The 14918-nt window shown below is 66.7% G+C and carries 12 protein-coding genes; 10 read left to right on the top strand and 2 right to left on the bottom strand.

Annotation, left to right across the window (positions count from 1 at the left end; translation table 11 throughout):
- The first annotated feature begins 10 nt into the window (after positions 1-10).
- Positions 11-1612: a DHA2 family efflux MFS transporter permease subunit gene (locus C7401_RS42125; protein WP_112177980.1), complete on the top strand. Its 1602-nt coding sequence runs from the start codon at positions 11-13 to the stop codon at positions 1610-1612.
- 83 nt (positions 1613-1695) lie between these two features.
- Entirely contained in the window at positions 1696-3111 is a 1416-nt protein-coding gene (locus C7401_RS42120; RefSeq protein WP_373864496.1) for an efflux transporter outer membrane subunit, read from the top strand.
- A gap of 41 nt (positions 3112-3152) precedes the next feature.
- Here C7401_RS42120 and C7401_RS42115 read toward each other — a convergent pair whose 3' ends face one another.
- Positions 3153-4088 carry an AraC family transcriptional regulator gene (locus tag C7401_RS42115; protein ID WP_112177978.1) on the bottom strand — a complete coding sequence of 312 codons (936 nt, stop codon included), beginning with the start codon at positions 4086-4088 and terminating at the stop codon, positions 3153-3155.
- Positions 4089-4238: 150 nt separating this feature from the next.
- Here C7401_RS42115 and C7401_RS42110 point away from each other — a divergent pair, with 150 nt between their 5' ends.
- The 7 genes from C7401_RS42110 to C7401_RS42080 all read left to right on the top strand — a co-directional run bounded on the left by C7401_RS42110 (position 4239) and on the right by C7401_RS42080 (position 11475).
- Positions 4239-4775: a carboxymuconolactone decarboxylase family protein gene (locus tag C7401_RS42110; RefSeq protein ID WP_112177977.1), complete on the top strand. Its 537-nt coding sequence runs from the start codon at positions 4239-4241 to the stop codon at positions 4773-4775.
- A 146-nt stretch (positions 4776-4921) separates the two neighbouring features.
- Positions 4922-6115 (top strand): thiolase family protein, encoded by a 1194-nt coding sequence (locus tag C7401_RS42105; protein WP_373864495.1) that lies wholly within the window; start codon positions 4922-4924, stop codon positions 6113-6115.
- Positions 6116-6158: 43 nt separating this feature from the next.
- Positions 6159-6590, top strand: coding sequence for a MarR family winged helix-turn-helix transcriptional regulator (locus C7401_RS42100; RefSeq protein ID WP_112178002.1), 432 nt, complete (start codon positions 6159-6161; stop codon positions 6588-6590).
- A gap of 124 nt (positions 6591-6714) precedes the next feature.
- A complete protein-coding gene (locus C7401_RS42095; protein ID WP_112177976.1) occupies positions 6715-8073 on the top strand; it encodes a TAXI family TRAP transporter solute-binding subunit in 1359 nt (452 codons plus the stop codon).
- Positions 8074-8317: 244 nt separating this feature from the next.
- On the top strand, positions 8318-9721 hold the full coding sequence (locus C7401_RS42090) for a DUF3300 domain-containing protein (RefSeq protein ID WP_112177975.1): 1404 nt from the start codon (positions 8318-8320) through the stop codon (positions 9719-9721).
- Between the two features lie 26 nt (positions 9722-9747).
- Complete coding sequence (locus tag C7401_RS42085; RefSeq protein WP_112177974.1) at positions 9748-10695, top strand: DUF2950 domain-containing protein; 948 nt, start codon at positions 9748-9750, stop codon at positions 10693-10695.
- Positions 10696-10887: 192 nt separating this feature from the next.
- Complete coding sequence (locus tag C7401_RS42080; RefSeq protein WP_112177973.1) at positions 10888-11475, top strand: BPSL1445 family SYLF domain-containing lipoprotein; 588 nt, start codon at positions 10888-10890, stop codon at positions 11473-11475.
- A 105-nt stretch (positions 11476-11580) separates the two neighbouring features.
- Here the strand turns inward: C7401_RS42080 and C7401_RS42075 are convergent, their stop codons facing one another.
- Entirely contained in the window at positions 11581-12807 is a 1227-nt protein-coding gene (locus C7401_RS42075; protein WP_112177972.1) for a YeeE/YedE family protein, read from the bottom strand.
- Positions 12808-13213: 406 nt separating this feature from the next.
- On the opposite strand from C7401_RS42075, the gene C7401_RS42070 reads away from it, so the two are divergent.
- Positions 13214-14851, top strand: coding sequence for a methyl-accepting chemotaxis protein (locus tag C7401_RS42070; protein WP_112177971.1), 1638 nt, complete (start codon positions 13214-13216; stop codon positions 14849-14851).
- Positions 14852-14918: the final 67 nt, after the last annotated feature.

Raw genomic sequence — 14918 nt, 5'->3', positions numbered from 1 at the left:
GGCCACCGCGATGAACGCCACTACGATGAGCCCCGCTTCAAGCGTGCAGGAGCCGCTCGCACCGCATCTGCAACCGATGGCGCAACGCGCCTTCGCGTTCGCGCTGATGTGCATCGGCTTCTTCATGGCCACGCTCGACATCCAGATCGTCGCTTCGTCGCTGCGCGACATTGGCGGCGGACTTTCCGCAAGCCAGGACGAGCTTTCGTGGGTGCAGACCGCTTACCTGATCGCCGAGATCATGGTGATTCCCATGTCCGGCTGGCTCTCGAAGGTGTTTTCCACGCGCTGGCTGTTCGTGGCGTCAGCGGTGGGCTTCACTGTCACGAGCATGTTGTGCGGCCTCGCCTGGGACATCAACTCGATGATCGTGTTTCGCGGCCTCCAAGGCGCGCTCGGCGCCGCGATGATCCCCACCGTGTTCACCACGGCCTTCGTGCTCTTTCCGGGCAAGCAGCGTCTGGTTGCGTCAACAACCATCGGCGCGCTCGCCTCGCTCGCGCCGACGCTCGGGCCGGTGATCGGCGGCTGGATCACCGATCAATGGTCGTGGCACTGGCTCTTTTATCTGAATCTCGTGCCGGGCGTTGCGGTGGCGGCGCTGGTGCCGAAGTACGTGAACATCGACAAGCCCGATCTCTCGCTGCTCAAGCGCGGCGATTATCTCGGCATCGTGCTCATGTGCGGTTTTCTTGGCTGCCTCGAATACGTGCTCGAAGAAGGGCCGCGCAAGAACTGGTTCGGCGACGACGTCATCGTGGCCTGCACGTGGATCTCAGCCATTTGCGGTTTTCTTTTCCTCGTGCACGCACTCACGGCGAAGGACCCGATCGTCGACTTGCGCGCGCTGCTCGTGCGCAACTTCGGCATCGGCAGCCTGCTCTCGTTCGTCACCGGCATCGGCATTTTCGTGGCCGTTTATCTCACGCCGCTTTTTCTTGCCGAAGTGCGCGGTTATAGCTCGCTGCAAATCGGTCTCTCGCTGCTTTCCGTGGGCGTGTTCCAGTTGCTTGCGCTCGGCGTGTATGCCTGGGCCACGCGCTACTTCAGCATGCGCAAGCTGATGCTGTTCGGTCTGGTTTGTTTCGGCCTTGGCTGCTACCTGTATGTGCCGCTCACGCACGACTGGGGCTGGCAGCAGTTCCTGCTGCCGCAGGCGCTGCGCGGCATTGGCCAGCAGTTCGCCATTCCGCCCATCGTCACGATGTCGCTCGGCTCGCTGCCGGCGTCGCGGCTCAAGTCGGCAAGCGGCCTCTTCAATCTGATGCGCAATCTGGGCGGCGCGATCGGCATTGCCGTGAGCGCGACGATGCTCAATGACCGGCTCAACTTTCATTATCTGCGCCTGAACGAAAGCGTGACCGGCGGCGCGCCGCAGGTGCAGCTTCTGCTTGCGGGGCGCACCGCGTACTGGTCGTCGGCGGCGGGCAATGCGCTCGACGCCGCCCAGGCGGGGCTTGCGCAACTGCATGCGCTCGTGTTGCGCGAGGCGCTCGTGATGACGTTCTCCGATACGTTCTTCGCGCTTTCCCTTTGCTTCCTCGTGGCCATTGCGAGCGTGGCGTTTTCGCAGCCGATTTCGATGGGCGGCCCGCCGCCCGACGCACATTGAGGTGCTTCATGCAAACCCTCCCAACCCCGCAGCCCCCACGGCCCGACAGCCGCTCGTCGAAACCCGTGCGCCTCGCGCTCTCAATGCTCTGCGCCGCCGTGCTCGCCGCCTGCGCGGTGCAGCCCGCGCAGCACCCTGATTTGCCTGGCTCCGTCCACGAAACGGCGCCCGTGGCGTGGCGCATCGACGCCCCGCAAGACGCGATCGAAGCACGCGCCTGGTGGGCGCAGTTCGGCGATCCCACACTCGACGCGCTGCTCGCCACGGTGCTCGAAGGCAATCTCGACTTGCAGGCCGCCGCCGAGCGCGTGAAGCAGGCGCAATCGATCACCACGCAAAAGCACGCCGCGTTGCTGCCGCAACTCGATTTCACGGCGCACGGCGCTTACACGCGGCAAAATACGCCGCCGCCGCTCGGCTACGTGAAGCAGGCGGGCGCGGGACTCGCGCTGAGCTGGTCGCCCGACGTGTTCGGCGGGGAACGTCTCGACCTGCTCGCCGCGCAGGCAAACCTCGTGGGCCAGAAGCACGCGCTCGACGCAGTGCGCCTCGCGCTTGCGGCGAACACGGCTTCGGCGTACGTCGATCTGCGCTATGCGCAGGCCGAGTTGAAAATCCTTCAGGACAACCTGGAGATTCGCAAGCACACGCTGCGGCTCACGCAAGACCGCCTGAAATACGGCCTTTCGACGCAACTGGACGTCGCGCGCGCGCAAACGCAGCTCAGCGAGTTGCAGGCGCGCATTCCGCGCGCACAGTCGAGCATCGACCATCAATTGAACCTGATCGCGGTGTACACGGGGCGCACGCCGGAGTCGGTGGCGCAACTGGCGCTGGCGCAAAGCGCGCCCATTCAGGGCGTGCCCGCGAGCGTGCCGCAGATGCTGCCTTCCGAGGCGTTATTGCGCCGCCCCGACGTGCAGGCGGCTTACGCCACGGTGCAGCAGCGCGCGGCGGAAGTGGGCGTGGCGCGCGCCGAGCGCTATCCGAAGTTCACGCTCAACTTGACGGACGGCATTCTCGCGGCGTCTTATCTCGGCATGCCCACGCTGACCGACAATCTCTTCAGCGCGGCGATCGGCGCGACGAGTCCGATCTTCAACGCGGGGCGCATTACGGCCGACATCGACCAGAGCGAGAGCCGCATGCGCGAATCGCAGTTGAATCTGCAACAGACCATGCTGCAAGCCTTGCGCGAAGTGGAGGACAGCCGCAGCGATCTCGTGAGCACGGCGGGGCAAACCGAGCAACTGAACGATGCGCTGTCTTCGTCGGCGCAATCGCTCAAGCTCGCCAACCAGCTTTACAAGGGCGGCGCCGCCGACTTCCTCGACGTGCTCAGCGCGCAGCAAACCCTGCTCGCCGATCAGGACCTGCTCAACGACGCGCAGCGCGAGCGCGCGCTCGCGGCGGTCGCGCTCTACCGGTCGCTGGGCGGCGGCTGGAGCCAGAGTGGCGATGTGGTGCTGGCGCAGGACGCGCCCGCGCACGGCGGCTGAGCGACATGCCTGCAACGCTGCTTGCAACGACGTCCGCGGGCTCACGCGCCGGATACGGCCTCGCGTGCGAGCGCGCGCCACTGCGCGGGCGTCATGCCCACGTGGCGCTTGAAGCCGCGCTGGAACGCCGCGTCCGACTGATAGCCCACGAATTCGCCGATCTCCGCCACGCTCTGGTTGCCCTGCGCGAGCATGCGGCCCGCGAGCGTCATGCGGATATCGGTGAGCACGTCGGCGGCCGAGCGTCCGATGGCCTCGTCGAAGTGCCGGGCGAAGGTCGCGCGCGACATGTGGCAAAGCTCCGCCAGCTCGGGCAGCGTCCACGGTTTGCCGGGCGCATCGAACATGGCGTCGATGGCCGGTTGCAGGCGCGGGCGCTGGGCGAGCGCGAGCAGGCCGCGCGGCGGGGCGTCGCCGGCGCTCGCATAGCGCAGCGTGAGCCCGAAAAGCGCGCCGGAAAGATGGTTCACGAGCGATTCGCTGCCCGGCGCGGCCTCGTAGGCTTCGTCGCGCAGGAGCGCAATCAGGCGCACGAGACGCTCGGGCGCTTGCGTGCCTTCGCGCGCGCTGTGCACGACGAGCCGCGCGGGCAGATTCTCGCGCAGCAGGCGCTGCGGCACGGCGGGCAGCAGGAAGCGGCCACACAGCACGTCGGCGCTCGCGCCCGTGCCGCCATTCGTTTCGATGGCGACACCGTGCTCCATGCGCGTTTCGACCGCCGCGGGCGCCGCGCCGCTGCCGTCGTGGAGCACGTGGGCGCTGCCCGTGGGAAACAGCACGATGTCGCCCGCGTGCAGGGCGACGGGCGCGCCGTGCGCGTCCTCGACGATGGCGCGCCCCGCAATCAGCACGTGATAGCGGATCTCGCGCTCCTTCGCGCCGGGCTCGTCGATGCGCCAGGGCGCGCCGAAATGGCAGCGCACGTCGAGACGGCCCGCAACGGGCATCAGCGCGAGAAGGCGGCTCAGCAGATCCATGATGGGCGGGTGAGACGTTTGAGCATGAAGTCGCGCCATTCTGGCATTAAAAACGCAACCGTGGGCGACTAGACTGGCTTCATGCCATCGACGATGGCTACGCGATACCCCAACCCAGCTCGCGACTACGCAACGTTCAAGGAGTCGAACATGTCCCGTCTTTCCGCCATCAAGCCCGAAGCCGCCACCGGCGCCGCCGCCGACATCTTTGCAAAGATCCGCAAGGCCGTGGGCAAGGTGCCCAACGCCTACGCGACCATCGGCACGCATAGCCCCGAGGCGCTTGGCGCGCTGCTCGCCGTCGAAGGCGTGATTGCCGCCGGTACGCTGTCGAAGCCCGAAATCGAAACGATCAAGCTCGCGGTGAGCGAAGTGGCGGGTTGTGACTACTGTCTCGCCGCGCACACGCTGGCGGGCAAGTTCGCGGGTCTCGCGCCCGAAACGATGAAGGCGGTTCGCGCGGGCGAACCGAGCGGCGACGCGAAGCGCGACGCGCTGGTGCATTTCGTGCGCGTGCTCGTCACCACGCACGGCACGCTGCCGGAAGCGGACGTGAGCGCGATTCGCGAAGCCGGTTATACGGAGCGCCAGATCGTTGAAATCGCGCTGGCGGTGACCTCGATCACGTTCACGAATCTCGTGAACCGCATCAACGATACGACGCTGGATTTCCCGCCTGCGCCGTAAGTGATGGGTTCACCCACCCCGCGTGCGCTGACACGACATCAATCGTGCCAGCACACGCGAGCGCATCTTCCACAAAATCGTTTGAAAGTGTGCATATGCATACATAGAATGATGGTGAAAGGGCGCACACGAAAGGAGAAGTGACGATGAGTAAGCTGAATTCACGCGAGATCGTTCTGTGCCAGCCGGTGCGAACGGCAATTGGCGGTTTCAACGGCGCATTCAAGGGCGTGTCCGCTGTGGAGCTGGGCGCGGCGGCGGTGCGCGAAACGCTCGCGCGCGCGAAGCTCGATCCCGCGCGGCTCGGTTCGGTGGTCCTCGGCAACGTGATTCAGGCGGGCAACAAGATGAATCCCGCGCGCCAGGCCGAGCTAAACGGCGGCGTGCCCGTCACGGTGCCCGCGCTCACGGTCAATCGCGTGTGCGGCTCGGGCGCGCAGGCCATTGCGAGCGCCGCGCAGGAAGTGATGCTGGGTCTCGCCGACGTCGCGCTGGCGGGCGGCATGGAGAACATGGACCGTGCGCCGTATCTGCTGGACGGCGGCCGCTGGGGTTATCGCATGGGCAATGCCGAGATTCACGACAGCATGCTGCGCGATGGTCTCGTCGACGCGTTCTCGGACCAGCATTCGGGCTGGCATACCGAAGACCTCGTCACGCAGTCGGCGCTCACGCGCGCGCAGCAGGACGCCTGGGCGGCGCGCTCGCAACAGCGCTTCGCTGCCGCGCAGGCAGCGGGCCGCTTCAAGGAAGAGATCGTCGCGGTGGAAGTGAAGGGCAAGAAGGGCATGGAGCGTATCGATACCGACGAAGCGCCGCGCCCCGACACGACGCTGGAAACGCTCGCGAAGCTGCGTCCCGCGTTTCGCCCGGACGGCACGATCACGGCGGGCAACGCGCCGGGCCTGAACAGCGCGGCGAGCGCGATGCTCGTGGCCGAGCGCGGCTTTGCCGAAGCCGAAGGCCTGGCGCCCATGGTGAGGCTCGTGGCGTGGGGCGTGGCGGCGGTGGAGCCGGGTCTCTTCGGCCTCGGCCCGGTGCCCGCCGTGCAGCTCGCGCTGCGGCGCGCGGGCTGGTCGCTCGGCGACGTCGATCGCTTCGAGATCAACGAGGCCTTCGCGGCGGTGCCGCTCGCGGTGATCAAGCAGCTCGGCATACCCGAGGACATCGTGAACGTGGAAGGCGGCGCGATCGCACACGGTCATCCGATCGGCGCGACGGGCGCGATTCTCACCACGCGCCTCGCGTGGTCGATGCAGCGCGACGGGCTGCGTCGCGGGGTGGTCACGCTTTGCATCGGCGGCGGCCAGGGTATCGCGCTCGCGCTCGAGAAAGTATGATGACTGCGCGCTGCGTGGCGCGGATCAGGTGAGGACCATGACGATGACGAAGCGGGTGACGCGCGAGGAATGCAACTGTTTTGCGCTGCGGCAGGCGGCGCGCTTCGTCACGCAGCTTTACGAGCGTCACCTCTCGCAGGCGGACGTCACGGCTGCGCAGTTCACGATCCTCTCGCGCCTCGCGGGGCGGCCCGACGCCACGGCCGCCGAACTTTCCGAAGACCTCGTGATGGACCGCACCACGCTCGTGCGCGCGTTGAAGCCCTTGCAGCGCGACGGCCTCGTGCTCACGGCGGCGGCCGAGCACGACACGCGCACGCTGGTTTACCGGCTTTCGGCGGCCGGCCTGCGCCGCTATGAGAAGGCGCATGCGCTGTGGCTCGACGCGCAGGCCGAGTTCGAGCAGCACATGAAGCGCGACCGCGCGAAGGCGCTGCGCGCCGAGTTGTTCGCGCTCACCAGGGCGGCGGGCTGACACGCGGCTTTCATCAGCCCTGCGTGCACGGGGGCGGCGGCAGGGGAAACGCCAGCGATCAGATCTGTCGCGAAAATGGCATGATGAGATCTCCAGGAGTCTGACGCAGTGCCGCCGGGTTCTCATGAGAAGACATCGACCGCCGCCGCCTAACTTTCTGCGTGACCACGCGCATCTTTCCTGGCGCGACATCGCGCTGACCACGTTGCCCGTTGCGTTGTTCTGCGCCGTCGTGATGGGGCTCGTCATCTGGCTCGTCGATCCCGCGCCGCCGCGCAGCCTCACCATCAGCGCGGGCCCCGCCGACAGCTCCTTCATGCAGATGGCGCAGGCCTACCGCACCATCCTCGCGCGCAACGGCGTGAAGCTCAAGATTCTCGAATCGGACGGCTCGGTGCAAAACCTCGCGCGCCTCCTCGATCCGAAGGAGCACGTCGATCTCGCCTTCGTGCAGGGCGGCGTGGCCGACGGCCAGGACACGCGCTCGCTCATGTCGCTCGGCAGCGTGTCGTATTTGCCCATCGTCGTGTTCTATCGCGGCTCGGGCCTCACGCGGCTCTCCGAACTCGACGGCAGGCGCATCGCCATCGGCCGCGTGGGCAGCGGCACGCGCGAACTCGCGCTCAAGCTGCTCTCGGCGAACGGCATCGACCCCGGCGGTGACTCCACCTTCCTGCCGCTCGACGGCATGGACGCCGCCACCGCGCTCGTTTCCGGCCGAGTCGAAGCCGCCATGCTCAGCGGCGACTCCACGACGCGCGGCTTGATGCTGCGCCTGCTCGACATACCCGGCATCTCGGTCATGAGCTTTGACGAAGCGGCGGCCTATACGCGGCTCTTTCCGTATCTGGAGAACATCGACCTGCCGCCGGGCGTGCTCGATTTACGCCGGCGGCAGCCGCGCGAAACGGTGCACCTGATTGGTCCGACCGTGGAACTGGTGGCGCGCGACACGCTCCATCCCGCGCTTTCCGATCTGCTCATCGAAGCGGCTAGCGAGGTGAACGGCGTGCCCGGCCTGATGCAGCGCGAGGGCGAATTTCCGAGCCCGGCGGTGCACGACTTTCGCATCAGCGAGGACGCCACGCGCTACTACAAGTCGGGCAAGAGCTTTCTGTATCGCGCGCTGCCTTTCTGGCTTGCCAGCGTGACCGACCGCCTCCTCGTGCTGCTCCTGCCGCTTGCGGTGCTCGTGATTCCCGCCTTGCGCGCGATACCGGCGATGTACCGGTGGCGCGTGCGCTCGCGCATCTATCGCTACTATGGAGCGCTCATCGCCATCGAGCGCGACGCGCTCAAGCATACGAACGAAGAGGAACGCCGCGCGCTGGTGGCGGAGCTCGACGAGATCGAGCGTTCGCTCAACACGTTGCGCATGCCGCTCGCGTATGCCGATGCGTTTTACGTGCTGCGCGAACACGTGGGTTTCGTACGCGTGCATTTGAGTGCAAACGAGTCGCAATCGCACTCCCGGACCGAATGATTCATGCCCGCGAGATTGTTACGTTGACCGTACTTTTCACTGTCATTGATGCACATCGCGTAACCATTGTCTTGAAACATATCTTCCATTGACACTGCCAGTCGTGGCCCTTTATTTTCCTGAAGCACGTCGTAGCGTTATTCGAGATCGTTTCGTTCGCGGGAGTTTGCGTGCAGGGTTGTTTGCGAATGTTCGATCGCTACACAAATCGGCACCAACGTTCCGTAACCGGGAGGACAGTCAAGTGAAATCAACCGGGGTAAGCCAGCGCCTTGCCTGGCTCGTGTGCGCGACGCTTGCGGGCGCACCGCTTTTCGTGGGACCGCTTGGCCCCACTGCCGCGCTCGCGCAGAACGCGGCCCATCTTTCGAACCAGCAACTCGACTCGCTCACCGCGCCCATCGCGCTTTATCCCGACGCACTGCTCGCGCAGGTGCTCATGGCCACCACGTTCCCGCAGGACGTGCAGGCCGCCGCGCAGTGGTCGAAGGCCAATCCGAACGTGAAGGGCGACGACGCGGTGAAGGCGGTGGCTTCCGAGCCGTGGGACCCGAGCGTGCAGTCGCTCGTGGCGTTCCCGCAGGTGCTGGCCACGATGGCGACGAAGCCCGACTGGGTGCAGCAGATCGGCAATGCATTTCTCGCGCAGCCCAACGACGTGATGGACTCGGTGCAGCGCTTGCGCGTGCAGGCGCAAAATGCGGGCAACCTCAAGTCCAACGAGCAGCAGAAGGTCGTGGTGCAGCCGGCCTCGGGCACGTCGACCACGCAGACCATCGTGATCGAGCCTGCGAATCCGCAGGTGGTCTATGTGCCCACGTACAACCCCACGGTGGTGTATGGCGCGTGGCCGTATCCAGCCTATCCGCCCGTGTACATGCCGCCTCCTCCGGGGTACGCCATTGCATCGGGCTTCGTGGGCGGGCTCGCGTTCGGCGCGGGCATCGCGGTGGCGAACTCGCTGTGGGGCGGCTTCAACTGGAACAACCATGACGTGAATGTCAACGTCAATCGCTACAACAACATCAACGTCAACAACCGCATCAACACGAACAACGCCACGTCGAACTGGAATCGCAACGCCAACGTCGAGCGCCGCCAGAACTTCAACAACGCGAACGCGAATGGCCAGCGCAACCAGTATCGCGGCTACGACCAGTCGCGCACGCAGGCCATGCAGACGCTGGAGAACCGCACTGGCCAGAACGTGAGCGGCAACGCCAACCAGCGGCTGCACGACATCCAGCAAGGCGGCAACCGTACCGGCGCGAATGGCGCCAACGGGTTGAACGGCAATCGCGGCAACGAGTTGAACAACCGCGGCCAGAACGGTGCGCAAAACGCCAACCGTGGCAACGAGCTCAATAACCGCACCCAAAACGGCGGCCAGAACGCGAACCGCGCGAACGACCTCAACAACCGCGCCCAGAGCGCGAATCGCGACAACGCCTTGCGCGGCGCGGGCGACGGCGCGAACGCGCGGCTCGACCAGCAGCGCGGCCAGCAAAGCCGCGAAGCGTTCCAGAGCCGCGGCGGCGGCGGCATGGCTCAAGCGCCGCACGGGAACTTCGGCGGCGGCGGCGGCGGTGGTGGCGGGTTTGGAGGCGGTGGAGGCGGTGGCGGCGGACGTCACTTCGGTCGCCGGTAACGTTGAATTACATGAGGAGTCTAACGATGATCCGCATTCACGCACGCCGCCTCCCGCATGCTCACGCGCTTGCGTTTGGCGCGGCACTCGCGCTCTTTGGCGCGCCCACGCTGTTGCCGGCGCAATGGTCGGTGGCGGGCGCCGCGCACGCGCAGGCCGTGTACGCCACGCCCGACGCCGCCGCGAGCGCGTTCACCGACGCGCTCGCGACCAACGATCACGACGCCATGAAGCACGTGCTCGGCAGCAATTTCCAGCAGTTCATCCCGACGCAGAACATCGGTCAGGAAGATATCTACGATTATCTCGGCGCCTGGGCCAAGGGCCATCGCGTCGTGCCCGACGACAAGCCCGTGGCGGGCAAGGCCAGTGCGCATATCGAAGTGGGCGACAGCGGCTGGACGATGCCCATCCCCATCGTGGAGTCGGGCAAGGGCTGGCAATTCGATCCGCGCGTAGGCGCGAGCGAAATCCTCACGCGCCGCATCGGACGCAACGAACGCGCGGCCATGCTCACATCGCTCGCCTATGTCGACGCGCAGAACGACTATCGCAAGCTCACGCAGCACTATGCGCTGCGCTTCGTGAGCACGCCGGGCACGCACGACGGCCTCTACTGGCCGGTCGCGGAAGGCGAAACCCAAAGTCCGCTGGGTCCGCTTGCGGAAGCCATGCCGCATAACGCACAGGTCGCGCTGAAGGAGGGCTATCACGGTTATCACTTCCGCATTCTCACGGCGCAGGGGCCGCACGCGAGCGGTGGCGCGCGCAACTACCTCGACAACGGCGTGCTGAGCGGCGGCTTCGCGCTCGTGGCCTGGCCGGCGGAATACGGCAAGACCGGGGTGATGAGCTTTATCGTCAATCAGGACGGTCAGATTTATCAGAAGAATCTCGGGCCAAAGGGCGCGCAAACGGCGGCGGCGATCAAGACGTTCGATCCCGACCCGTCGTGGAAGGCCGCCACGCCTTGAGCATTGCCGTTGGCATGGTCGGGATTTGCTGACGGAGTCCTCCGTCATACGCTCCACGCATAATTCGGGCACAATCAGGTCAAGGCGACGTTGGTGTCGCCTGAAGCCGATCTGTGTCAACTGGGCGCGGCGGGGTCGGGCATGTGGTTTGCTGCGACTACCCCGCACTCTCATTCGTGTGGAGATAACCAAATGCAACGACGCAACTTCATGCTAACGGCGGCGGTGACGCTCGCTTCGGGCGGTCTCGCGCTCGCGGGCTGTACGACGACCACGGGTTCGAATTCGACGGCGGCGACCAACATGTCCAAGCGGCAGTCGATCGACGCGTCCGTCGACGGCACGCTGTCGCGGCTCTTCTCGACCGTGAAGGGCTCTCACGAACTCCTCGCGAAGTCGCGCGGCGTCCTGGTGTTCCCGGAAGTGCTGCAAGCCGGCTTTATCGTCGGTGCGCAGTATGGCGAAGGCGCGCTGCGTGTGGGCGGCGCGAGCGTGGGCTATTACAGCACCGTCTCGGGCTCGTTCGGCCTCCAGGCGGGCGCGCAGTCGAAGGCGCTCATCTTCGCTTTCATGACGCAGGATGCACTCGACAAATTCCGCGCGACGGACGGTTGGGCGGCGGGCGCCGATGCTTCGGTCGCGCTCGTGACCGTGGGCGCCAACGGCGTGATCGACACCAATACGGCCACGCACCCGGTGGAAGCCTTCGTGCTCACCAACGCGGGTCTCATGGCCGATGTCTCGCTGGCGGGCACCAAGGTTTCGCGCCTGAGCATCTAGGCGGGCAGTCCGCTCCGGCAAAAATAGCGCCGGACCATGGAAAAAGGGCAAGGCGCAATGCCTTGCCCTTCGTCATTTCTGCGTGCGGCCGCAGTGAGCAGCGGCTCAGCAGCCCGTGTTCTTCACGCGCTCGACTTCGAGCCCGAACAGCGGGCGCAGCTTCGTGCCGAGCACATTGCCGGCGAACGCGCACACGAGCCACAGCCAGCCGTGCAGGCTGCCCGAAACGATGCCGCTGAAATACGCGCCGATATTGCAGCCATACGCGAGGCGAGCGCCGTAGCCGAGCAGCAGCCCGCCGATCACGGCCGCGAGCAGCGAGCGCAGCGGAATGCGCCACACGGGCGCGTAGCGGCCCGCGAGCGAGGCGGCGGCCATGGCGCCGAGCACGATGCCGATGTCCATGACGGTCGTGACGTCGTGGCTCGCCGGGGCGGCGAGCGCGGCGGCATTGGGGCCGGCCGTCCAGTACTTCCAGTTCGCCACGTCGATGCCGAGCGAGGCAAAGCCCTTCGCGCCCCACAGCGCGAACGCCGAAGTCACGCCCCAGGGGCGGCCCGAGAGTGCGAGCGTCGCGAAGTTGAGCACCGCGAGCGCCACGGCGCCGGCGAGCAGCGGCCACGGGCCGTGCAGCCACGGCGAGGTGTGCGGCGCGCGCTGCGGCTCGTTGACGAGGTGGCCGTGGCGGCGCTTTTCGATGACCACGGTGAGCGCGGCGATGAGCGCGAACACCACGAGATTCAGCGCGATGGCGGGCGCGACGCCGAGCGCATTGACGAGCGAAAGCGGCTTGAGCTGCGGCATCGACGTCCAGAACGGCATGTGCGCGGTAGCGACCACGGAGCCGACGATAAAGGCGATGAGCGTGATGACCATGCGCGTGCTGCCGCCGCCTACCGTATAGAGCGTGCCCGAGGCGCAGCCGCCGCCCAGTTGCATGCCCACGCCGAACATGAACGCGCCGACGATGACCGAGGTGCCCGCCGGCGAAACGAGGCCCGTGACCGGGTGGCCGAACAGCGAACCCGCCGAGAGCGCGGGGAAGAACAGCAGCACGCCAATGGCGAGCATGACCATTTGCGCGCGCAGGCCGGCGCCGCGGCCATCGGCGATGAACACGCGCCATGCCGAAGTGAAGCCGAACGCGGCGTGATAAAGCGTCATGCCGAGCAGCGCGCCGACCACGTAGAGCGCCGCCTGGCGCGCGCTCACGGTCTGCGCGAGATACACGGCGCCGAGCGCGACGAGCAGAAGCGCGATGCCGAGCGGCTTCGGATTGATGGAGTCGAGACGGCGCGGCGCGCGCGCGAGCGGCGTGGAAAGGTCGGACATGATCGAGCGGAGAGGAAGGGACGAAAACGCGGCGGGCCGGAGGGAGCCCGGTGGCGTCACGCCCGCGGCCGGCTGCGTAGCGGCCTGAATCAACTAGTTAAACAAAATAACCAATCGGCTAAGGCAAAACGATAGCACGAATCGCTCGCCAGTCTGACAGAACGCTTCCGGTGGAGCGCGCGAGGCCGCGCCCGATCGCCCGGCAACCCCGCAAACCTTTGCGCGGCAAGGCTTCCCGGCATTTTTCCGCCGAGCCGCGCTCAAGGCCGCGTAGCCCTGCGCGCATCATGGATTTCCCCTATGCAGCGCCGCGCGCCGCATGCCGATAGCCGAAACGAGATGCGAGCGTGCGCCCGGATGCACCAAACCGCATCGGTTGGAACACAAAAAACGCAACGGAGACCTCATGCCTGGAAACATCACCATTCGCGGTGGGCTTACGCTCGTTATCGGTATCTTCGTCGCATTCCTGCTGATCGTGATCGGCGTGTCTTACGGCGCGCTCAAGATCACCAACGACAGCCTCCACGACACCCAGCGCGGCGCGCAGTCGCTCGATGCGCTCAAGACCAGTTCCGAGCGCCTGCTCCAGGTGCGCCTGGCGCTTGGCGGCTATGAAACGCTCTTTAGCGTCGGCAAGGCGACCGATGGCCTGCTCGAAAAGGCGCACCAGGTGCTCGTCAATTCGAACAAGGAGTTCGCGCTCTACAGCGCCGGCCCGTTCGAAAGCGCCGACGAGGCGCACCTCGCCCAGGCCGTGAGCGGCGCGCGCCAGGCGCTCGTCGAACAGGCGCTCGAACCCGAGTACAAGGCGCTGGTCGACAACGACTTCAACACCTTCCGCACGATCCAGGGCGAGACCGCCGACCGCTATTACGGCGCCTACGCGAAGGCGATCGAAGCGCTGGAGAACTGGCAGGTCGCGCGCCAGCAGCACGACGCCGACACCGCCGCCGAGCGCTTTCGCCTTTCGCTCATCGTGTTCGGCGTGATCGCCGTGGTGGGCGTGGCGATCGGCGTGGTCGCGCGCGCGGCGCTCGCCGCCGCCGTGGTCAAGCCGGTGAATCATGCGATCCGCCATTTCGAGCGCATCGCGGCGGGCGACCTGACCGTGGAGGTGAAGGTGCGCTCGAACAACGAAATGGGCCGGTTGCTCAGCGCGCTACAGACCATGCGCGATGGCCTTGTTGGCACCGTTTCGCGCGTGCGCGGCAGCACCCACGAAATCACCCAGGGCGCGAAGCAGATCGCCTCGGGCAACGTCGATCTCTCCGATCGCACGTCGCAGCAGGCCGCGGCGCTCGAACAAACGGCGGCGAGCCTGGAGGAGCTTTCGGCGGCGGTGCGCCACAACACGGCGGGCGCGAAAGAGGCGAGCGGGCTCGCCCAGGGCGCGCTCGACACGGTCACGCGCGGCGCCGATGTAGTGGCACGCGTGAACGCGACGATGAACGACATCTCGGCTTCTTCGCACAAGGTGGAGGAGATCACCGGGATCATCGAGGGCATTGCGTTCCAGACCAACATCCTCGCGCTCAATGCAGCCGTGGAAGCGGCGCGCGCGGGCGAGCAGGGGCGCGGGTTCGCGGTGGTGGCAAGCGAAGTGCGCAGCCTCGCGCAGCGCTCGGGCACGGCGGCCAAGGAGATCAAGGAGTTGATCGCCGCTTCGGTGGCGACGGTGGGCGCGGGCGCGCGCCTCGTGGACGACGCCCGCCGCACGATGGACGAGGCGCGCGGCGCGGTGGCGCGCGTGAGCGCGATCATGAACGAGATCGAGACCGCGACGCACGAGCAGAGCGACGGCATCGAGCAGGTGAACCGCGCGATTGCGCAGATCGACGAGGTCACGCAGCGCAACGCGGCGCTCGTGGAGGAAGCGGCGGCGGCCGCGCAGTCGCTCGAAGCACAGGCCGACGCGCTGCGCGAAGCCGTGGCGGTGTTCAATCTGGGCGGCGGGGCGGGCGCGCATCATCGCGCCGCGCGCTCGGCGGCGGCCGAAGCGCCGGCGCTGGCGGGGCACGGGGGTGCGGCAGCGCTGGCCTGAGCGCGCCGCGCGCGCAAGCCGTTGCGCAGGCAACGTTCGCGGCGCGAGGCGAAAGGGGTAAGCCGAA

The organism is Paraburkholderia unamae, assembly GCF_003268775.1.
Lineage (GTDB): Bacteria > Pseudomonadota > Gammaproteobacteria > Burkholderiales > Burkholderiaceae > Paraburkholderia > Paraburkholderia unamae.
The sequence above is the reverse complement of the archived record's forward strand: the minus strand, read 5'-3'. Positions and strand labels throughout refer to the sequence as shown.